Origin of the sequence: Janthinobacterium sp. SUN073, assembly GCF_030397665.1 — a bacterium.
Lineage (GTDB): Bacteria > Pseudomonadota > Gammaproteobacteria > Burkholderiales > Burkholderiaceae_D > Janthinobacterium.
Genome location: NZ_JAPUBT010000001.1, coordinates 141,744 through 162,622 on the forward strand (window position 1 = coordinate 141,744; position 20,879 = coordinate 162,622).

Annotated in this window: 20 protein-coding genes; 7 read left to right on the forward strand and 13 right to left on the reverse strand. The window is 64.3% G+C overall.

Translation table 11 applies throughout. The annotated features are described in order from the left end of the window. Positions 1-41 precede the first annotated feature (41 nt). The 4 genes from O0882_RS00680 to O0882_RS00695 form a co-directional block, all read right to left on the reverse strand. Positions 42-1,520: a sodium:solute symporter gene (locus tag O0882_RS00680; protein WP_289944490.1), complete on the reverse strand. Its 1,479-nt coding sequence runs from the start codon at positions 1,518-1,520 to the stop codon at positions 42-44. Positions 1,521-1,589: 69 nt separating this feature from the next. Further along, entirely contained in the window at positions 1,590-2,807 is a 1,218-nt protein-coding gene (locus tag O0882_RS00685) for a YeeE/YedE family protein (protein WP_289944492.1), read from the reverse strand. A 178-nt stretch (positions 2,808-2,985) separates the two neighbouring features. Beyond that, on the reverse strand, positions 2,986-4,986 hold the full coding sequence (locus O0882_RS00690; protein WP_289944494.1) for an alkaline phosphatase PhoX: 2,001 nt from the start codon (positions 4,984-4,986) through the stop codon (positions 2,986-2,988). Positions 4,987-5,124: 138 nt separating this feature from the next. Beyond that, a complete protein-coding gene (locus O0882_RS00695; protein ID WP_289944495.1) occupies positions 5,125-6,336 on the reverse strand; it encodes an MFS transporter in 1,212 nt (403 codons plus the stop codon). A gap of 144 nt (positions 6,337-6,480) precedes the next feature. Between O0882_RS00695 and O0882_RS00700 the strand changes: the two genes are divergently transcribed. Next, positions 6,481-6,717: a DUF3820 family protein gene (locus tag O0882_RS00700; RefSeq protein WP_071076391.1), complete on the forward strand. Its 237-nt coding sequence runs from the start codon at positions 6,481-6,483 to the stop codon at positions 6,715-6,717. A gap of 17 nt (positions 6,718-6,734) precedes the next feature. On the opposite strand, the gene O0882_RS00705 is transcribed toward O0882_RS00700, so the two are convergent. From O0882_RS00705 to O0882_RS00720, 4 genes are all read right to left on the reverse strand, one after another. Next, the gene (locus tag O0882_RS00705; RefSeq protein WP_289944500.1) at positions 6,735-7,118 is read right to left on the reverse strand and encodes a glutaredoxin; all 384 of its coding nucleotides are present in this window, start codon (positions 7,116-7,118) and stop codon (positions 6,735-6,737) included. Between the two features lie 109 nt (positions 7,119-7,227). After that, positions 7,228-7,875: a GNAT family N-acetyltransferase gene (locus O0882_RS00710; RefSeq protein WP_289944501.1), complete on the reverse strand. Its 648-nt coding sequence runs from the start codon at positions 7,873-7,875 to the stop codon at positions 7,228-7,230. A 67-nt stretch (positions 7,876-7,942) separates the two neighbouring features. Next, positions 7,943-8,764 (reverse strand): APH(3') family aminoglycoside O-phosphotransferase, encoded by an 822-nt coding sequence (locus tag O0882_RS00715; RefSeq protein WP_289944503.1) that lies wholly within the window; start codon positions 8,762-8,764, stop codon positions 7,943-7,945. Between the two features lie 4 nt (positions 8,765-8,768). Beyond that, complete coding sequence (locus tag O0882_RS00720; RefSeq protein ID WP_289944505.1) at positions 8,769-9,257, reverse strand: Lrp/AsnC family transcriptional regulator; 489 nt, start codon at positions 9,255-9,257, stop codon at positions 8,769-8,771. 77 nt (positions 9,258-9,334) lie between these two features. Here O0882_RS00720 and O0882_RS00725 point away from each other — a divergent pair, with 77 nt between their 5' ends. Then, positions 9,335-10,231, forward strand: coding sequence for a DMT family transporter (locus O0882_RS00725; protein ID WP_289944507.1), 897 nt, complete (start codon positions 9,335-9,337; stop codon positions 10,229-10,231). On the opposite strand, the gene O0882_RS00730 is transcribed toward O0882_RS00725, so the two are convergent. Both O0882_RS00730 and O0882_RS00735 read right to left on the reverse strand, forming a co-directional pair. Beyond that, positions 10,209-11,510, reverse strand: a complete 1,302-nt coding sequence (locus O0882_RS00730; protein ID WP_289944509.1) for an ATP-binding protein — start codon at positions 11,508-11,510, stop codon at positions 10,209-10,211. The two genes, O0882_RS00725 and O0882_RS00730, sit on opposite strands and share 23 nt — an antisense overlap. After that, positions 11,507-12,184 (reverse strand): response regulator transcription factor, encoded by a 678-nt coding sequence (locus O0882_RS00735; RefSeq protein ID WP_289944511.1) that lies wholly within the window; start codon positions 12,182-12,184, stop codon positions 11,507-11,509. Before O0882_RS00735 ends, O0882_RS00730 begins: the two co-directional genes overlap by 4 nt. A 203-nt stretch (positions 12,185-12,387) precedes the next feature. Between O0882_RS00735 and O0882_RS00740 the strand changes: the two genes are divergently transcribed. Genes O0882_RS00740 through O0882_RS00750 form a run of 3 tightly spaced genes read left to right on the forward strand, consistent with a single transcriptional unit; the run spans position 12,388 to position 14,459 of the window. Next, positions 12,388-12,966 carry a porin family protein gene (locus tag O0882_RS00740; RefSeq protein WP_289944512.1) on the forward strand — a complete coding sequence of 193 codons (579 nt, stop codon included), beginning with the start codon at positions 12,388-12,390 and terminating at the stop codon, positions 12,964-12,966. Between the two features lie 9 nt (positions 12,967-12,975). After that, on the forward strand, positions 12,976-13,773 hold the full coding sequence (locus tag O0882_RS00745; protein ID WP_289944514.1) for a MipA/OmpV family protein: 798 nt from the start codon (positions 12,976-12,978) through the stop codon (positions 13,771-13,773). 5 nt (positions 13,774-13,778) lie between these two features. Next, positions 13,779-14,459: a hypothetical protein gene (locus tag O0882_RS00750; protein ID WP_289944516.1), complete on the forward strand. Its 681-nt coding sequence runs from the start codon at positions 13,779-13,781 to the stop codon at positions 14,457-14,459. Positions 14,460-14,471: 12 nt separating this feature from the next. Here the strand turns inward: O0882_RS00750 and O0882_RS00755 are convergent, their stop codons facing one another. Continuing rightward, positions 14,472-15,695, reverse strand: coding sequence for an MFS transporter (locus O0882_RS00755; protein ID WP_289944518.1), 1,224 nt, complete (start codon positions 15,693-15,695; stop codon positions 14,472-14,474). Between the two features lie 86 nt (positions 15,696-15,781). Between O0882_RS00755 and O0882_RS00760 the strand changes: the two genes are divergently transcribed. Continuing rightward, on the forward strand, positions 15,782-16,708 hold the full coding sequence (locus O0882_RS00760) for a LysR family transcriptional regulator (RefSeq protein ID WP_289944520.1): 927 nt from the start codon (positions 15,782-15,784) through the stop codon (positions 16,706-16,708). On the opposite strand, the gene O0882_RS00765 is transcribed toward O0882_RS00760, so the two are convergent. Then, the gene (locus O0882_RS00765; protein ID WP_289944521.1) at positions 16,705-18,864 is read right to left on the reverse strand and encodes an EAL domain-containing protein; all 2,160 of its coding nucleotides are present in this window, start codon (positions 18,862-18,864) and stop codon (positions 16,705-16,707) included. The genes O0882_RS00760 and O0882_RS00765 overlap by 4 nt on opposite strands. 165 nt (positions 18,865-19,029) lie before the next feature. After that, positions 19,030-19,956, reverse strand: a complete 927-nt coding sequence (locus tag O0882_RS00770) for a LysR family transcriptional regulator (protein WP_289944524.1) — start codon at positions 19,954-19,956, stop codon at positions 19,030-19,032. Between the two features lie 162 nt (positions 19,957-20,118). Between O0882_RS00770 and O0882_RS00775 the strand changes: the two genes are divergently transcribed. After that, positions 20,119-20,820 carry a pirin family protein gene (locus tag O0882_RS00775; RefSeq protein ID WP_289944527.1) on the forward strand — a complete coding sequence of 234 codons (702 nt, stop codon included), beginning with the start codon at positions 20,119-20,121 and terminating at the stop codon, positions 20,818-20,820. The last annotated feature ends 59 nt before the right edge of the window (positions 20,821-20,879 follow it).

Sequence of the window (20,879 nt, forward strand, 5' to 3'; positions counted from 1 at the left end):
CCGAAAGGAAGCCAATATAACTGAAAACGGGCTGAATCGTCTTATTTTGACAACTGTACCTCGTCTTTGGCATGCACTGGCACAGGCGTCGAAATGAGGAACAGGCCGGCCAGCACCAGGGCGCCATTCAGGATCAGCAATTCCAGGCCGATGCGGTAATGCTCGAACAGCCGCGCCTGCTCTGCTTCGATCAGCGCGCACAGCAGCGGCCCCGCCACGGCCACCAAAGGCACCCAGCGGTCGCGCACGCCGCGCCGGCTCAGCAGGCCGAAGGCGAACAAGCCCAGCAGCGGACCATAGGTATAGCTGGCCAGCTTCAGGATCACGCCTATCATGCTGGGGTCGTCCAGCCACTTGAAGGCCATGATCAGGATCAAAAACAGTGCGGCAAACCCCAGGTGGACACGGCGGCGCCAGCGCATCTGCGCCACCGGGGTCAACTCCGGCCTGCGCTGCACGCCGAGGATATCGATGCAGAAAGTGGACGTGAGGGCAGTGAGCGCCCCATCCACGCTGGGAAACAGGGCGGAAATGAGGGCGATGAAGAAAATCAGCTGCACCACGGCGGGGAAGTGACCCAGCACCACGGCGGGGAACAGTTTATCCCCCGTGGCCGTCACGCCGGCCAGCGGCGCATACAGGTGCAATAGTCCGCCCAAAAACAGGAACAGCAGCAGCACGCCGGTGAGCACCACGGTCAGGCTGAGCATGTTCTTTTGCGAATCGCGCAAGGTGCGCACGGAAATGTTCTTTTGCATCATTTCCTGGTCCATGCCCGTCATGGCAATCGTGATGAACATGCCGGCGAGAATGTGCTTCCACACATACGCGGGGCTGTCCGGGTCGACGGTGAAGATGCGCGTGAGGCCCTGCGCGCGCATGCGCTCCAGGCTGTCGATGAGGGACAGGTCCATTGCGCGCAGTAAAAACACGCTGCAAATCACCAGTCCGGCCAGCATGCACGCCGTTTGCAGGGTATCGGTCCAGACGATGGTTTTCACGCCGCCCTCGTACGTGTAGAGCAGGATCAGCAGCAGCACGACGCACGAGGTCAGCCAGAACGGCACGCCCAGGCTGTCGAGTATGGTGGCTTGCAGGATATTGACCACCAGATACAGCCGCGCCGTGGCGCCCAGCAGGCGCGAGACGATGAAAAACGCCGCCCCGCTCTGGTAGGCACGCCGTCCCAGGCGCCATTCCAGGTAGCGGTAAATCGATGTGAGCTGCAGCCGGTAGTACAGCGGCAGCAAGATGAAGGTGATGGCCAGGTAGCCGAGCACATAGCCGAGCATCAGCTGGACGTAGCCGAAACCGTTGCCGCCCACGGCGCCGGGCACGCTGATGAAGGTCACGCCCGTCAAGGTCGTGCCCACCATGCCGAAAGCCACCAGCATCCAGTTGCTGTCCTTGTTGCCGATGAAAAAACTGTCATTGGTGGCATGGCGCGAGGTGCGCCACGCCACGCCCAGCAGGATCAGGAAATACGCGAGGACGACGGCAAACAGGATGAGGGGCGACATGGGAGATACGCTGGCGGCAAAGAGGAACAGGGGCAGAAATATACAGCAAAGCCCCTGTTGACGCCGGTGTCAGCAGCCGGACGGTTTCACGCGCTCCACTTCCAGGCCGAACCACGGACGCAAGCGCGTGCCGACGACGTTGCCGACGAAGGCGCAGACCAGCCACAGCCAGCCGTGCAGGCTGCCCGAGACGATGCCGCTGAAATACGCGCCAATATTGCAGCCATACGCCAGACGCGCGCCGTAACCGAGCAGCAAGCCGCCGACGACGGCGGCGATGATCGAGCGGCGCGGGATGCGCCACACGGGCGCATAGCGGCCGGCCAGCGCCGCCGCCAGCATGGCGCCCAAGACGATGCCGATATCCATCACGGAGGTCTTGTCTTGCGTCAACGGCGCGGCCAGGGCGGCGGCGTTCGCCTTGGTCGACCAGTAGGCCCAGCTGGCCGTGTCGATGCCGATCACGGACGCGGCCTTGGCGCCCCACAGGGCGAACGCCGACGTCACGCCCCACGGCTTGCCCGACAGCGCCAGGGTGATGAAATTGAGCACGACGAGGGCGACGGCGCCCGCCACCAGCGGCCAGGGGCCGTGCAGCCAGGGCGACGACTGCGCCGGGCGCAACGGCGTGGCGACGAGCTTGCCATGGCGGCGCTTTTCAACGAAGACCGTGATGCCGGCGATCAGCGCGAAGACGATCCAGTTCAGCGCCAGCGCGGGTACCAGGCCCAGGCTTGTGACGAGGGAAATGGGTTTCAATTGCGGCAGCGCCGTCCAGAACGGCATGTGCGCCGTGCCGATCACGGAGCCGACGATGAAGGCGGCCAGCGTGATGAGCATGCGCGTGCTGCCGCCACCCACCGTGTACAGGGTGCCGGAGGCGCAGCCGCCGCCCAGCTGCATGCCGATGCCGAAGATGAAGGCGCCAAAGATGACCGAGGTGCCGGCGGGAGACACCAGGCCCGCGACGGGCGTGCCGAACAGGGTCCCGGCGGACAATGCCGGGAAGAACAGCGCCACGCCGACGGCCAGCATCAGCATTTGCGCGCGCAAGCCGTCGCCGCGGCCATCGGCGATGAAGACGCGCCAGGCGGACGTAAAGCCGAAGGCCGCGTGATACAGCGTAATGCCGAGCAAGGCGCCCACCACGTACAGCGCGGACTGGGTGGCGCCGACGGTCAGCGCCAGATACCACGCACCCAGCACGATGAGCACAAGCGCAACGCCCAGCGGTTTTGGATTGATAGCGGTGCGCAGGCGTAGCGCTGAAGTTGCAGTATCGGACATGGTAGGGGACGCCAATGGAAGGGAAGCGCCATTTTCCCCCGTTTTGCTGTTTTCTGCCAGAAAGTTACTTGGCATTCAAGCCCAGGCCATGCAGTCATGTCCCCAGCCGCGCACGCAGGGCAAGGAAGGCCTGTGCCTCCCTGCCCTGCGTGCCCGCAGCCGGATCAGCGCACGCGCATCATTTCGACAGTTTGACCTGCGCCAGTTCCGCCGTCAGATAGCCGACAGCGCCACTGGCCTTGCTGTTGTAGTTGGTGTTGATGAGGATGTTGATCTGATCCTTCAGCGCCGATGGCAGGCCGGGGAAGCGGTTCCACTCGTCACCCGGATGCTGGAAGTTGCTCATCACATAGGTCCAGCCATTGATCTCATCGACCGCATGCAGGCCCGTCGATTCCGCGCCGGCCGGGCAGGACAGCAAACGTTCCAGCTTCCTGGTATCGACGTTATACGCCCACAGGAAGTTGTTCAGGTGGTTGCCGCTGTCCTCGCCGATGAACAGGGTGCGCAGTTTTTCCGAGAACTTCAGGTTGTCTGGACTGGCGATCTTGGCCGGATTGGCCGTATTGCCCAGGCCATCGGCCGCGATGTCCTCGCCTGCGATCAGCAGGGTCGATTCGCTCGGCACCCATTCGCTGTCGATCGCCGCGCCCGTGTCATCCTTCTGTCCGCCCGCAAGCTTGTGCGACACAACGCCGCCCGCCACCAGTTTCTTGAACTTGACGTTGTTGCCAGCCACATAGCCCGCACCGCCTTCGACCATCGAGTCCTGGATGTTGGCATACGCCGAGTAGGCAATCTTATCCTTGGCGTTGACCGTCGTGCCTTCGTTCTTGGTAAAGGCCATGCTGCCACCCTTGAGGGCGGCGTAACGGTGGGTTTCCAGGAAAGCGGCGGCCTTTTCCTGGCCGGCCTTGACTCTGACCCAGGCGGTTTTCTTGTTCAGGACGATCTTCGTGTAGCTGGCGTCGGACGGATCGGCCAGGGTCGAATCCATGATGTCGGTAGCCTTGATGCCGCCGTCGACCAGCGCCTTGATTTCGGCGTGCGTCGCATGGCCCAGCTTGACCCATTGCAGCTTGCCGGTGGTGGTCTCGGTCAGCTGGGTGGTGTATTTGGCGACGTACAGGGTGCCGCCTGCCGCCAGGTCGGCGACCTTGTCGGCCACGAACATGAACAGCCCGCCATTCGTATAGTCGTCGCCACCCAGGATGGTGCGCTGGTCCGGCATCACCTGCACCAGTTCGCGCGAATAGCGGCCCAGGCAGTAGTGCTTCTTGATGCTGCCCGTGCCGTCCGGGTTCACCGACACTTCCGGCAAGTGGCCGTAGTCATACGCATTGGCGGTAGCCGCATCGCCAAAGACGTTCTTGCTGAATTCCTTGAGCACGGCCAGCGACTGGCCACCCAGGCCCTGGTCGAAGGCATCGGGCTCATATTCTTCGCTCGACAGATGGGTGTTCCACGGCGACAGGCTGGCGCCGCAGGTAATCCACAGGCCCTTGACGGACGAGGTATCGACATTGTGGTATTTCACCAGCGACAACTTGCCGGTGCTCTGGTCCTGGTCCAGGGTCAGCACGGCGATCGGCGACGGCAGCGTGCCATAGGTGGACGCGCCGGCCTGGTTGAACGAGTTGTATTCAAACTGCACCACGGCAAACACAGGCTTGCCCTTGACGCCGGTCACGCTGGCGTTGGCAAGCGTCAGCATCGAACTGCCATCTGGCGAGTCCGAGAAGAACTGGCGCTCCTTGCCCGGCACGGAACTGTCGATGATAGGCTGGTTCTTGATGTCGAAATAAGCGCCCGCAATCACGGTGCCGCCCTTGCCATCCGGCACCCGGTCGCCCGTCAGGAAGAAAGGCTGGTACGCCAGGTTATAGCTGTTGCTGCTGCCATCGCTGAAATTGACCTTGAGCTTGGAGCCGACGGTGGTCGTGGCCAGCGCGGCCGGCGCGCTCGCCAATGGCGCCGCCATACCGGTGAATTCCGCCGTGGTAAACGTCGCGGTGGGCGTGACTGGCGGGGTCACCGGCGGCAAGTCCTTATCCGAACTGCCGCCACAACCGGACAGAAAGGCGCTGACACCGGTCAAGCCGGCCAAAGGCAGCATGGGGGCACCGGCAAACAGTTGCAACAGGCGGCGACGTGAGGACTCAGGGGCGTAATTCGACATTTTTTGTTTCTTCCGTTATAAATAAATATCGTGGGACAGACCAGCTTGATTACGAGGCCGGAGCATAAACGACAAATATTTCAGCTTGATTACAGGCAAGCTGTTCCGGGAAGCAAGGGCAAGCGGACGCCCGGGGTGTTACTGACCCGTCGCATGCATCGATTTCTCGCCAGCAACCCGCACGGGGATCGGGTTCAATCGATCCAGGCGGCCGCTCAGGGCCGTCAAGCCGCATGCACCGAGCACGACCAGGGCACCGATCCAGCCCGTGTGCACCAGGCCCAGGTGTTCGACGATCAGGCCGCCGCCCCAAGCGCCGCCGGCGATGCCCAGGTTGAAGGCGGCGATATTCAAGCCCGAGGCCACGTCCACGGCGCGGGGCGTGAAGTGTTCCGCTTGCTGCACCACGTACACTTGCAGGCCAGCCACGTTCCCGAAGGCGACGGCGCCCCACAGCAGCACGGTGATGACGACCAGCACGGGATGCGGCGCCGTGAAGGTCAACAGCAGCAAAACGGCTGCCAGCAGCAGGAAGATCAGTTTCAGGGCACGCACCGGGCCCTGCTTGTCGGCCAGCTTGCCGCCCCAGATATTGCCGAAGGCCACGGACACGCCATACACGAGCATCACCGCACCCACGGCGCCGGCGCTGAAACCCGACACTTGCTGCAGGATCGGCGCCAGGTAGGTAAAGGCGATGAAGGAGCCGCCATAGCCGACGGCCGTCATGGCGTACACCAGCAGCAGGCGCGGCTGGGCCAGCACCTGCACTTGCTGCAGCAAGGAAGCGGGCTTGCTGTGGGCGATCGTCGATGGCACGTACAGCAGGCTGCCGACAAAGGCGACCAGTCCCAGCGCCGAGACGGCGAGGAAAGTTTCGCGCCAGCCGAAATGCTGGCCGATGAAGGTACCCAGCGGCACGCCCGTCACCAGGGCCACGGTCAAGCCCGTAAACATGATGGCAATCGCGCTGGCCGCCTTGTCCTTAGTCACCAGCGAGGTGGCGATGGTCGAGCCGATGGAAAAGAACACGCCATGCGCCAGCCCCGTCAGAATGCGGGCGATGACGAGGGTTTCGTAGCCGGGCGATTTCCAGGCCAGCAAATTGCCCAGGGTGAACAAGATCATCAGCGACAATAACAAGGTCTTGCGCGGGATCTTGCCCGTCAAGGCAGTCAGCACGGGCGCGCCGACGGCGACGCCCAGCGCATACAGGCTGACCAGCAAGCCGGCCGACGGCAGGTTGACGCCCAGGTCGGCGGCGATGGTGGGCAACAGCCCGACAATGACAAACTCGGTGGTTCCGATGGCAAAGGCGCTGAGGGTCAGCGCGAGCAAGGCAATGGGCATGACAAACTCCGATAAATGATGGTGGCATGCAGTATCGGGGTTTTCTTTGTTTCTAAAAATACCTCATCAGGCAGAAGATAGTTGCGCACAGATCAACAATGTAATGATCTGCTACACTGGCCGCATCAACACGGGGTCACCACCATGAATTCAGAAAAACTGGCGCTGCTGGTCACGCGCGAAATGCCCTATGGGAAATATCAGGGACGCTTGCTGGCCGACTTGCCGGGGCACTACCTGGGCTGGTTCGCGCGCGAGGGTTTCCCCTCGGGCGAACTGGGCAGTTTAATTGCGCTGATGTACGAGCTCGACCATAACGATTTGCGCGGCTTGCTCGACCCCTTGCGCACGCGCAAGTCGCCGTGGCGGCCGGGCGAGTAAGGAAAGTAAGGCAGGTCTTAAAACTGGCGCACCTTCTTCGCCAGCATGGCGCTGAACTCGCCATTTCCCACCAGCGTTTGCAGCTCACTGGCCCCGCCGATGAGCACGCCATTGACAAAAATCATGGGGAACGTCGGCCAGCCCGTCCACATTTTCAGCGCATTGCGGCGATGCCACTGGTTCAAATAACTGCCGTACTGCAGGTACTGGTAGGGCGTGCCCAGCACGTCGAGGATCTTGCGCGCCTTGCGCGGAAACGGATTGAGCGCCATGCCAACCACCACCACCTGATGCGCGGCGATGGCCGCCCGCACTTCGCGCACGATGTCCTGGTGCTTGCTGCCGATCAAAGGGCGGGCGGCGGGATGGATCTGGGCTTCGTCGAGGATGGCGCGGGTCATGAAAGTCCTGGGGTGAGTGGCACGTGGCGTGCGGGTCACGCATTGTGCCATGCGCACAGGCTGGCGTGGGCGACACTGCGCTTCCCGTCTCTTCGCGCCTGTCCCGACCTTAAATGATCGTTGCCGTCGAATACGGTGATTGAATATGCCAGCCCAGGCTCGCATACAGTTTCAAGCCATCCTCGGTTGCCACCAGCACCCGGCGCGCGCTGCCCGATCTCTGCCTGGCCGCCAGCGCGGCGATCAGTGCTCGCCCCAATCCCCGGCGTCGATGCGCGGCTTCGGTGACGATACGGTCAAACACAAAGACGCCGGCATGTTCCACGGCATGGCCGCTGGCGGCAACGGTCCCGTCGCCGGTGACAATACGCGCCGTCGTGATAGCCTGCGACGTTGCCACGTCAAGCCGGTACCCGACCGGCACAGCTGGCGCCTGCAGACTGCCTTCATGGATCATGAAAAAGCCGCCAGGGAGCAGTTGCCATCGAGGCGGTAAAAGCTTGAGCAATTGCTCCCCAGAACCACGCATCTTGATAAAGATATGCGGACGGTGAATCGACGCCGCCACCGCGCTGATGCCTGGAACAGGCCCTGGAAAAACGTAGCGCCGGATTTCCCCGGGCAAGCCCGTCTCGACGCGCCACCCGCCTTGATCGGGCACGGGCAGCGCCAAGCCACGTATTATGGAACGGGCGGCCAGCCAGGCAGCAAGAAGGCCGGGCTCAGGCAGATGCGCATTTTCTTGCTCCCCCATCATTCGGCTCCCACATTCGTCCCCGCTGATTATGCCAGAGCGCAGGCGGCGGCTACCCGCTGGATCGGATTCAGAACAGCTCGTCGAGCAGCAAGTGAAACTGCAGCTTGCCTTGATCGATATCAAGGAGCCCATATTGCTCAACAAACCTTTGCTGTAGCGCGGCGTCCAACTCACCGAGAGCACGCCATGCGATGGCCAGGTCTTGGTAGCGGTCGGCTATGCCCGCCCGTCCCACGTCGATGCAAGCGACGACGGTGCCTTCGTGCATCACGATATTTTCCAGCGAGAAGTCGCCATGCGTGACGACGAGGTCGGGCACGCGGGGCAGATTGCCCTGCAGCGCCGTCCACACCTGTTCCGCCGTCCAGTCCTGGCGCCCGGCATCGAAATCGTCGGCATCGACCAGGCCAGCATCGATGCGCTGGCGCGCCTGGAGCAGCCGAACGGCTTGGCCGGCGTCGTACGGACAGTCGCTCACGGGAAGCGCATGCAGGCGGCGCAGGAAGGCCGCCAGCGCGTCGACCATGACGGGACCCAGTGCGGGGTTCGCTTCCAGCACGGCGGACGCCGTTGTGCCTGGCATGGCCGTCATCAGCAGCCATGCCTGCTCCGGGTCTGCCACGCAGGCGAACTGGACCACGGCCGGCACGGCCAGGTAGGGCGCCAGCCAGCGCAGCCGCGCCAGTTCATCGGCAAGGTCGGCGGCGGCGCTACCCCTGCCGTGCTTCAGGTACAGGTCCGGCGCACCGTCCCTGCCCCGCAGCCGGTAGACGGCAGCGTCCGACTCACCGACGCTGTCGCGCGTCCATTGATAAGCCGCCACGGCGGCCCGCAGGCTGGCGGGCATGGCTGCCGTCACAGTCGATTGCAGCGTGTCGGAGGTGCTCATCGCGCTATCCCAGCGGCACGTGCAAGCCCATCTTGAGGCAAGTCAGGGCCACCGAGGTGCGGTAGCGCCGGATATTGTCGTCGCCGCCGAACAGCCGCTCCGTCAGCGCCTCATATTCGGCCATGCTGCTGGCGGTAATGACCAGCAGGTAGTCGGCCTCGCCCGTGATGCCGTAGCACTGCTGGATGGCCGGTTCGGCCATGATGCGCGCGCGCATGCCGGCCGTGCGCAGCGGGTGCTCGTCGTGCAGATGCACTTCCACCGTGAGTATCAAGGGGCGGCCCAGGCGACTGGCGTCGAGCACGGCCACTTCCTGACGGATCACCCCGCTTTCGCGCAGACGGCGGATGCGCCGCTGCACGGCCGGCGCGGACAAATGCACGGCCCGGGCGATTTCGCGCTGCGAAGTCGTGTTGTCGCGCTGCAAGATATCGAGGATCGCCAGGTCGAAGGCATCGAGGGCAAGGGAAGGCGTGAGCGAAAGTTGCGTCATGAAGGTCAAAATGCAGTGCAAATATCGGAGCAGACACAATAAACTTTCACCATTCCGATATCAAGCCTTTTATCACCATGCCATTACGCCGCTATTCCTCGCTGATTCCCCTGCTCGCCATCCTTGGCTCCGTCACCTGCCTGGGACTGGGCACCTCGTGGGCCAAGCACAGCCTGTTCCCGCTGGTCGGCGCGCAAGGCACGACGGCCGTGCGCGTGGGCTTTTCCGCCCTGCTGCTGTTGCTGTTCTGGCGCCCGTGGCGCTGGCAGCTGAGCCGCGCCGACCTGCGCACGGTGGCCCTGTACGGCGGCGCGCTGGGCTTGACCAACCTGTGCTTCTACATGGCCTTGCGCACGATTCCGTTCGGCATCGCCGTGGCCATCGAATTTTCCGGCCCGCTGGCCGTGGCGCTGCTGGCCTCGCGCCGCCCGCTCGACTTCGTCTGGGTGGCCCTGGCCGTGGCGGGACTGGCGCTGTTGCTGCCGCTGGGCCACGACGTCAGCAACCTCGACCCCACAGGCGTGCTATTCGCCCTGGGCGCGGCCGTCTGCTGGGCTTCGTACATCGTCTTCGGCAAGCGCGCCAGCCATTTGCATGCGGGCCATTCCGTCTCGCTGGGCCTGGCCATGGCCGCGCTGGTGGTCGTGCCCGTGGGCATGATGCACAGCGGCGCCGCCCTGCTCTCGCCCGTCGTGCTGGGCGTAGGCTTAGGGGTAGCGCTCATTTCCAGCGCGATACCGATCTCGCTGGAAATGGTGGCCCTGAAGCGGCTGACGCCGCAAGCGTTCGGCATCATGAGCAGCATGGAACCGGCCGTGGCCGCCATGCTGGCGTACATCCTGCTCGACGAGCGCCTGGGTGCCGGGCAGTGGCTGGCCATCGCCATGATCATGGCCGCGTCAATGGGCAGTTCCTACATGGCGCAGCGCCAGAGACGCGGTGCGCCGGCGCTCAGGCCCGAATATAAATCGTGAAGCGCGCGCCGCCCAGCGGCGAGTCGTCGATGGTGATGGCGCCGCCGTGCAGCGCGACAGCCCGGGCGGCGATGGCCAGTCCCAGGCCATGGCCGGCGGCCGCATGGTCCTGCTCGCGGGCCAGGCGGTAGAACGGGGCGAACACCTGTTCGCGCTGGTCGGCAGGAATGCCGGGGCCGTCATCCTCGATGACGATGCGCAACGCCTCGCCGTCACGCGCGGCCGACAGCGCGATGCGCGCGACGGCATACTTGGCGGCATTCCCGAGCAGGTTGCCGATGGCGCGCGCCAGCAGGCGGGGATCGCCGCGCAGTTCGCCCAGGTCGTCGGCGATGCCGGCGTCCACTTGCCGCGGCAAATGCGCCGCCATGCAGGCGCGCAGCAGCGGCGCCAGGGTGAACGGCTGGCCCGGCAAGGCTTGCGCATGATCAAGCTGCATCAGGCCCAGCAGTTCGTTGACCAGCGTCTTCAATTCTTCGACATCCACGTCCATGGCGTCGATGCGGCGCCGCATGGCAGGGTCATCACCCGCATGCCGTTCGGCCAGCAGCGCCAAGCCGAATTCCAGCCGTGCGATCGGCGTGCGCAGCTCGTGCGACACCGACAGCAGCAAATGCCGGCGTGCCTCCAGCAGGGAGCCGATGCGCTCAGCCATCTCGTTGATGCGGCCCGCCAGCGGCGCGATGCTCGATGCGGGGCCGACCTGCGCCCGCGCCGCCAGGTCGCCCCGTCCGAAATCGTCGGCCATGCGCGACAGCGCCGCCAGGCTGCGGCCGTGTGCGCGCGTCCACCACCCGAGCGGCAGCAGCAGGCACAGGGCGATGACGGCGAAACGGATCGTTTCCATGCGCAGCGCCTGGCCGACGTCGATGGGCAGGTTCTGCGCGTGGATCACGTCGTCCTCGCTGTCGGCATAGCGCGCGCCCGTGCCGTCCACGCGGCGGTAAAAGCCCTTGCCGCCCACGTCCATCACCACGGCGCCTTGCAACAGCTGCGCGCGCCGGGCGGCCGGCAGCGCCGCCAGCACGGTGGACAAGGGCTGCAGCTCCAGCGTGACGTCCGACACTTCGCGCACCTTGTTCAGGCGCGGCAGCCATTCATCGGCGGGCGCCTGGTCGATGTACTGCTCCAGCAGGAAGATCTGGCCGGCGGCCTGGTCGCGCGCGATATGCTCGAGCGGATCGCCGAACAGGAGGCTGAAGGTGAAGTAAATGACGCAGCTGGCCAGCGCGATGGCCAGCACCACCAGCAGCGCGAAACGCCAGAATAGACGGCTCATTCCCAGGCGGAGGGCGTGAGCAGATAGCCTTCGCCCCACACCGTCTTGATGCGCTCGGCGCCGCCGTCGTCGAACTTGCGGCGCAGGCGCGAGATGCAGTTGTCGATGCTGCGGTCGAGGCCATCGAATTCGATGCCGCGCATCTTGACGAGGATATCGTTGCGCGACATGACCTTGCCTGCAGCGTCGGCCAGGATCGCGAACAGCTTGAATTCCGCACTGTTCATGGCGATTTCCTGCCCGCGCCAGTGCACGGCGCGGTTCTCGCGCGACACGCGCATCTGGCCGATGACGATGTCGCTGCCGGCCGCCGCGCTGCCGCGCCGCTGCAGTGCGCGCAGGCGGGCCAGCAGCACGCGCGGCTGGACCGGCTTGTTCACGTAATCGTCGGCGCCCTGCTCCAGGCCCGAGACTTCGTCGAAGGAGTCTTCGCGCGCGGTGAGTATCAGGATCGGCACGGCGCTGAGCTGGCGCAACTGGCGGCACACCACCAGGCCATCGACGCCGGGCAAGGTCAGGTCGAGTATGACCAGGTCAGGCTGGAGATCGCGGAAGCGCGCCAGGGCCTGGTCGCCACGCGTGACGACCTCGACCGCATAGTCATATTGCTCCAGATATTCCTTGACCAGCGCGGCCAGCCGCGCATCGTCTTCCACCAGCATGACACCTTGCATCGCCCCTCCGCGCCGCCATTTTTGTGGCGTATTGTAGTGGAGCGCGGCGCGAAAGTGGCACATTCGACAATCAAGTACACATTTGTACACTTTTCATACAAATGCGGCCTACAAATTGCGGACAATTCAAGGACAAACTCAGGCGGATTCCGGGACGATGTTTGCCTAACATTCATGGCTCCTACCTCAACCAGAATCCGAACATGAAAAAATTTGTATGCAGCACCCTGCTCGCCGTCGCCGCCACTTCGATGGTCCATGCCGAAGGCCTGTATGTGGGTGCCAACGTCAGCCCGGCTACCGACGGCAAGATCCTGCGTGCCGTTGGCGGCACGACGAGCCAGCGCGATGCCAGCGGCAAGGCGGTACCCTTCGGCGTCTTCGCCGGCTACGAGCTGACGCCGGCCTGGGCCCTGGAAGGCGGCTACCGCGCCAGCGGCGGCGCAACCAGTTTCGACCTCGATCCCGGCTACCAGCTCAAGGTACGCGCCAGCGCCGCCTACCTGGCGGCGCGCGGCACGTGGCGCCTGGACGAGAACTGGTCGCTGTTCGGCAAGGCCGGCGTGGCGCGCAGCCGCGTCGAATTCACCATTGACGGCAAGAATGCGCCGCCCGGTGAATCGGCGAACAATACCGGCCTGTACGCAAGCGTGGGAGTGGCCTACCAGATCAACAAGGACGTGGCGCTGCAGCTCGAATGGGAGCACGCCCCGACAGTCAAATACGAAGGATTCGATAGCAGGATGAACCGCCTGGCGCTCGGTGTCCGCTTCGGCTTTTAAAAGGAATACATGAACAAGTTCGCTCCCCGTTTTTTTTCCCGTTTTTCTCCCCTGCTGCTGTTGCTGGCCGCCTGTGCTCCGGCACTGGCCGAGGAAGCCAGCAGCACCAGCGCGCTGATGATGCCCGACGGGAGCAGGGATATGTACGTGGGAGCGGCTGTCACGGGCAGCTCCGCGACGGATGATGGCGCGCCGCGTGCCGCCGTCCTGCGGCCGCTGCTGCAAGTCCAGTGGAGCAACGGCGTGTTCGTCTCTGCCAGCGGCGTGGCAGGCATACATCTGTCGGCCACGCCGGGCGTGGAGTACGGCCCGCTGCTCGCCTCCAGCAACGCGCGCGGTCCGGAAGATGACTGGCGCCTGCGCGGCACGCGGCGCATCAAGGGCTCGCTCGACGTGGGCGGTTTCTATGGCTATTACCTGGGCGGCGCGGCGCGCGTCACGTCGAACTTGCTGTACGACACGAGCGCACGCGGCTGGCGCGGCCAGGTCGGCCTGCAAAAGACCTTGCCCTCGCTGGCGGCCCATCATACGGTGATCTTATCGGCCGGCGTGTCGCTGGCCAGCGGCGCCGTGATGGACGAGCAGTACGCCGTCAGCTTCGCCGCCGGCGGCGCGCGCGACTACCGCCCGGCCGGCGGCGTCACCTCCATCCATGCTGGCATCAACTGGAACTGGGCCCTGAGCAGCAAGTGGCTGCTCAACAGCACCGTGACGGGCACGCGGCTGGGTAGCGGGCCGGCCCACAGCCCCTTCATCGAACGGCGCAACGTCATCACCTGGTCCAGCGGACTCGGTTACCGGTTTTAAGCGCCATGCTCAAAGCCCTGCTTCTCGGCCTGGCACTGCTGCCCGCGTTCGCCTGCGCACAGGAAGGCAGCGACTGGACCGCGTATCGCGACGCCTACCGCCACATGATCTGGTTCGAGAAGTACGGCAAGCCCAAGCAATTCCTGCAAAACCATCTGCGCCTGCGTCCGCGCGACGCCAGCGTATCCATGGGCGACTTGCGCCTGACCTTGCACGGCAAGGGCGCGCAGCTGGCGCTGCCGCTCGATGCGCTGGGCCGCGCCGTTTTCCCGTTCTCCAAGGCCGCGTATGACGACAATGCGGAGCTGACCTGGAACCGCAAGCCGGGGCAGATCACCACAAGCGCCTGGGTCTCCATCGTCACGCGGCCCGATGGCGTGTATGCTGCGGCCGACTTGCGCGCCGCCTGCGAACAGCTGCTCGCCTACCTGCGCTCCACGGGCGGGGCGAACGGCAAGCGCTGCGCCGGCGTGCAGTTTGCGTATCCGAGGACGGAGGCGGCGCAACTGCGCTACCAGGGCGGCGAAGGCGCGGCGCTCCCGCTGGCGGCGCAGGAGGGCCCCGCGTTTCCCGGCGACGCCGTGGCCGGTTTCCGCATCTTCGCCTACCGTTTCAGTGCGCACCCGGACGGAGGCCAGGTCCTCACCAGCGGCACGCCGCTGTCGATTGCCGCCCTGCTGGAATAAGGCGGACCGCGTTCAGTGCGCGGCCGCGCCCGCCACGTGGGCAGCCAGGTTGCGGCGCGCCAGCCACGCCAGCGGCAGCAGGGCCAGCAAGGCGGCGGCCACGCCCGCCCACGGTGACGACGCCATCAGGTGGCGCGAGACCATCAGCGCGCCCAGCATGGAGCCGAACGAGATGCCCAGGTTAAAGGCCGAGATGTTCAGGCCCGAGGCGAAATCGACGGCGTGCGGCGTGTAGCGCTCGGCCGTGGCCAGCATGCCCGCCTGCAGGGCGGGCGACAGGCCGAAGGCGAACACGCCCCAGACGAACAGCATCACCGTCATCATCCATGGCGAGCTGATGCTCAGGGCCACACCCGCTTGCGTGACGGCCAGCAACAGCAGCATCAATCGCAAGGCTTTTTGCCAGCCCAGGTGGCTGGTCAGGTAGCCGCCCGCCAGGTTGCCGGCAAAGGTGGCGATGCCGAACACGATCAGCAGCGCGCTGGCCATGGTGGCGGAAAAGCCCGTCACATCCGTCAGGATGGGCGTAATAAAAGTGAAGGCGGCAAAGCTGCTGCCAAAGCCAAACGTGGTGACAGCCATCATCGTCAGGATGGGGCCGCTGCCCAGGGCCGCCAGCTGCGTCATGGCCTTGCCGCCCTTGCCCTGCTGCAAGCCGGCCGGCAGCCAGTGCGCCATGGCGCCCAGACCCACGGCGGCCAGCACGACGACGGCAAAAAACGGCAAGCGCCAGCCCATCAAATTGCCGAGGAAACTGCCGAGCGGCACGCCGATCACCATGGCCAGGGTCAGGCCCGCAAACATCACGGAAATCGCCCTGCCCGCCTGCGCCTTGCTGACCAGGCTGGCGGCGACGGTGGCGCCGATGGCAAAGAAGGTGCCGTGTGCCACGGCCGTGATGACCCGCCCCACCAGCAACCATTCAAACGTATGGGAAAAGGCGGCCAGCAAGTTACCGGCGAGGAAAACGCTCATCAGGCCCAGCAAGGCCGCCTTGCGCGGCAAGCGCGACATCAGCAGGACCAGCAGCGGCGTGCCGATGGCCAGCGCCAGCGCATACAGGCTGACCAGGGAGCCGGCCGATTCGATGGAAATATGCAAATCCTTGGCGATGGTGGGCAGGATGCCGACGACGATGAATTCGGTGACGCCGATGGCAAAGGCGCCGACGGCCAGCGCCAGCACGCCGGGCGGCATGCTGCTGGCTGGAGGGGGAACAGGGCTTGCGGTGGTCATGATGGCTCCAACAAATAGTTCAAGCCGGCCAGTGTATCGATGCAAACGCTTTTGATATAGACTCTAATAATGGAAACACCTGTGAAATGGATTCAACAATGGCCAGGCAAGACATCAACCGCGCATTCGAGATGGGCGTCTTCGTGGCCGTGGTGGAAACGGGCGCCTTTTCCGCCGCCGCGCGTCGCCTGGCCTTGACGCCATCGGCCGTCAGCAAGCTCGTCAGCCGACTGGAAACGCGGCTCGGCGCGCGCCTGCTCCAGCGCAGCACGCGCCAGTTGCACACCACGCCCGAGGGCGACGCCTTTTTTATCCAGTGCAAGCGCATCCTCGACGATATCGATGGCGCCGAGCGCGAAGCTGCGCAGGGCGCGGCGCCGCGCGGACGCTTGCGCATCAACTGCTTCGTGCCGTTCGGCGTGCGTCATCTGCTGCCCATCCTGCCCGAGTTCGCCCAGCGCTATCCCGACATCGTGCTTGACGTCGTCGTCAGCGACGCCATCGTCGACTTGCTGGAAGACCGCACCGACATCGCCATCCGCACAGGCAAGCTGAAGGAATCGAACCTGGTGGCGCGCAAACTGGGCGAAGATGCGATGGTCGTGGTGGCGTCGCCGGCGTACGTGGCGCGCCACGGCCTGCCGCGCACGCCGCAGGAATTATCCGAACACAATTTGTTGGCCTTCAACTTCCGCTGCCAGAACGAAACCTGGCCCTTCCTTGATGGCGCGGGCGGAACGTTGCAGGTGGCGCCGCAGGGCAATACCTGCGTCAGCGATGGCGAAAGCATGCGCCAACTGGTGCTGGCGGGTATGGGACTGGGACGCTTTTCGCGCCAGCATGTACAGCGCGATATTGCGCAAGGTCAATTGCTAGAGGTGCTGCAGGACTACAATCCGGGCGATCGTGAACTCGTGCACGCCGTCTTCGTGGGACCGGGCCAGCAAGTGCCAGCCCGGGTGCGCGTGATGCTCGACTATCTGCTGGAAAAGGTCAAGCTGGGCGACGATTAAACGGCCGCCGTTTCCAGGCGCAGCTGCCGCCCCTCGCCCAGCATCACTTCGAATTCCGCCGCCGGCACGGCCGGACTGAACAGATAGCCTTGCAGCTGGTCGCAACCGAGTTCGCGCAGGAAGCGCATCTGCTCGGCCGTTTCCACCCCTTCGGCGACGATTTCCTGGCGCAGCTGCTGCGCCATGGTGACGATGGCACGGGCGATGGCGCAATCGTTTTCCTCGAAGGGCAAGCCGATGACAAACGAACGGTCGATTTTCAGGGTGCTGATGGGAAACTTCTTCAGGTAGGCCAGGCTGGAATAGCCGGTACCGAAGTCGTCCAGCGCCAGCGCCAGGCCCATGGCCACCAGCTGGTTCATGATGTCGATCACCTTGTCGGCGCCGCGCATCAACAGGCTTTCCGTGATTTCCAGCATGATCTGGTCGGGCCGCACCTGGTAGCGTTCCAGCACGGCCGCTATGCGCGCCGGCAACTGTTCATCGAACTGGCGCGCCGACAGGTTGACGGCGATGGCCGGCATGTGCAAACCACGGTCTTCCCAGTTGCGGATCTGGCGGCAAGCCTCGTCCAGCACCCAGGTGCCCAGTTCCAGAATCAAACTGGTTTCCTCGGCAACGGGGATGAAGAGGCCGGGCGAGACCATGCCGCGCATCGGATGCTTCCAGCGCAGCAAGGCTTCCGCGCCCACGATGCGCCCGCTGGCCAGGCTCACTTTCGGCTGGTAATGCAACTCCAGCTCCTTGTCGCCCAAGGCCAGACGCATTTCGCTTTCCAGGCGCAAATGTTCCTTGGCCCGCCGGTTCATGTCTTCGCGGAAAAACAGGAAGGTCGATTCGATGGTCTGCCCCGCCTTGGCCACGGCCACGTCGGCAAAGCGGAACAGGGCCGGCGCTTCCAGGCCGTCTTCCGGATACACGGTGATGCCGATGCTGGCGCCCACGTGCAGCGCGTGCGCATCGATATTGATCGGCGCCTCCAACAGGTTGAGCAGTTTTTGCGCCACATTCGCCGCGTGTTCGCGCTTTTCGATATGCAGCAGGGCCACGACGAACTTGCTGTTGTCGACCCGCGCCAGGATATCCGCGTCGCGCAAGGCGCCACGGAACAGCTGGCCGATGGCGATCACCAGCTGGTCGCCCACTTCGTGGCCCAGGGTGTCGCTGATGGAACCGATGCGGCTGATGTCGATGACCATCAGCGCGCCATGCGTGCCTTGCCGTTTCGCTTCAGCCAGGCCCTGGCCCACCAGCTGGTTCAGCAGGCAGCGGTTGGGCAAGCCCGTCAGGCTGTCGTAATTGGCCATGCGCTGCATGCGCGCCTCGGCATCCTTGTGCACCGAGATATCGGAAAACAGGGAAAACACATGGCTGATCTCGCCATACTCGTCGCGCACGACGCTGATGGTGACGTCTTGCGGGAACAGTTCGCCATTCTTGCGCTTGCCGATGATTTCGCCGCGCCAGGAGCCGTGTCCGCGCATGGCGGCGCGCACCTTGGCGCGGAAATCGGGGTCGTGCACACCCGAGCGCAACAAATCCGGCGTGCGGCCGATGGCTTCGGCCGGCGAATAGCCGGTGATGCGGGAAAACGAACTGTTGATGGAGACGATGCGCTCTTCCGCGTCCGTGATCAGCACGGCTTGCTCGCTGTCTTCGATGATGCGTGCGTGCAACCTCACCTTGTCCACGTCGGACAGCGGTTCGCTCATGGCCGACAGGCGCACGGCCATGCCGCACGCCTTGCCCGCCTGGTCGTGGATCACGTGGCGATGCATGCGCAGCCACGTTACCATGCCCGACTTCTTGCGCCGGCGCACATCGGTGGCCACCTCGCCCTGCTTGAAATGCAGTTCCAGCACGCTCGCTTCCGCGTCGTCTTCCGGATACAAAAACAGGATGTGCTGGCCCAGCGCTTCCAGTTCGGAATAGCCGAACATCTGTTCGGCGCCATGGTTCCAGCCGATCAAAAAGCCATCGGGATCGATTTCCAGCAAGGCGTCGGGGGGCGCCACGCGTACCACGGGCCGGCTGGCGCCGCGCAGCCGCTCCAGCTCTTCCTGCAGCCGCGCCAGGGTGGCGGCCTGCTGTGGCCCCGCCTGTTCACGGGCGTCCTGGGCCAGGCGCAGGCACAGCGCGACCTTCGCCTCAAGCATGGCAACCCCGCTCGCGTGCCAGGTCAGGGGAACATATCAGGGGCGCTGCGGTGTGTGTAATCATCAAAATCCCACTATGGGGCATGCAAGTCGGAGCAGAAAGACGGTCGAAATACTATGAATATGGTAACTTAAAAATGTTGGCATATGTCAACATTTTAAGACCTACGCCGAATGGCCAGGCAGATGCTGCGCCAGGCGGGCAAACACATCCGGTTCGCGCATGCGCGCCATCCACCAGCGCAGCGCGGCGCCATCCTCGCCCACTCTCCACGCCAGGTAAAACGTTTCCGACGGTTTTGGCTCTTCCACGGCCTTTTCCACCAGCTGGCCGCGCGCGATGGCGGCGCGCGCGCACGGTCCCGGCAGGAAGCCAAAGCCCAGTCCCAGCACCTGGTAGTCGAACTTGACCTGCATGCTCGGCACGCTCAAGGCGTCTTGTCCCAGCAGCAGCCCCACGGTGCGCGGCGCCATCTGGCGCGCCGAGTCGGCCACCACCACGGCCCGGTACTGCTGCAAATGGCCGCGCGACAAGGGTTCCGCCACCTGCGCCAGCGGATGCGTGGGTGCCACGGCAAAGACGAAGTCGAGCATGCCGATCGGCTGCGCGATATAGCCGCCGCCAGCCGGCCCGTCGCCGGGCGCGCCCACCAGCAAGTCGACCCGGCGGTCCAGCAACGCTTCCCAGGTGCCCGACAGGGTGTCCTGCGACAGGCGCAAGCGCGTCTGTTGCGCAACTGCATAGAAGGCGCGCACGTCGTCGGCCAGGGCCAGGGCGGAAAACATGGAATCGATGCCGATGGACAACTCTGTTTCCCAGCCGGACGCCACCCTGCGCACGCGGTGCTCGAGGTCCTGCGCCGCCTTCAGCAGATAGCGGCCCTCTTTCAGCAATTCCTGGCCAGCCGCCGTCAGCATGATTTTCGGCCCATTGCGCCGGAACACTTGCACGCCCAGGTCCTCTTCCAGCTTGGCCACCGTATAGGAAATGGTGGACGGCACTTTATGCAACTCCTTGCCGGCCGACGAGAACGATCCGCGGCGGTCGATGGCGTCGACGATTTGCAAGGCTTCCAGGCTCAGTCTTAACATTCGATTTTTTCGATCATAGCTCGCAAGATTTTCCGTTTTTCTTTCGCCGAACAGGGGCCTATACTTTGTTCATCGTACAGCGAAGGGCAGAGAACACGGCGCAGCGCCAGGCAACAGCCCTTCGAAATTATCGCACATTCATTCATAGAAACGGAGTCCACCATGTTACAGATTCGTCATAGCGAAGAACGCGGCGCCGCCAACCACGGCTGGCTCAATTCCCACCACAGCTTTTCCTTCGGCAGCTACCACGATCCGCTGCACATGGGTTTTGGCCCCTTGCTGGTGATCAATGAAGACCGCGTGACGCCAGGCCAGGGCTTCGGCACGCACGGCCATCGCGACATGGAAATCATTTCGTATGTGCTCGACGGCGCGCTGGAACACAAGGACAGCATGGGTACCGGTTCCGTGCTGCACTACGGCGATGTGCAGCGCATGAGCGCCGGCAGCGGCGTGCGCCATAGCGAGTTCAATCATTCCGCCACGGATGGCTTGCACTTCCTGCAGATCTGGATCCAGCCGAACGTGACGGGCATTCCGCCCAGCTATGAAGAGAAACATTTTACGCCGGAAAGCAAACGGGGCAAGCTGCGTTTGATCGCCTCCTCCGACGGGCGCCAGGGCTCCGTGCTGATCCACCAGGATGCGGCCATCTACGCCAGCATCCTGCAGGAAGGCGAGCAAGCCGAACATGCGCTGGACGAAGGCCGCATTGCGTATGTGCACCTGATCCGCGGCAGCCTGGTGGTCAACGGCACGCCCTTGAAAGCGGGCGATGCGCTGAAATTGACCCAGGAGGCCGCAGTGACGTTGACGCAGGCCGAGGATGCCGAAGTGCTGGTCTTCGATCTGCCTCGATAAGGGGCGCCGGCCCTAGCCTTACATGGCATGCGGCTGCTGGTGAAACGGGGCTTCGGCAA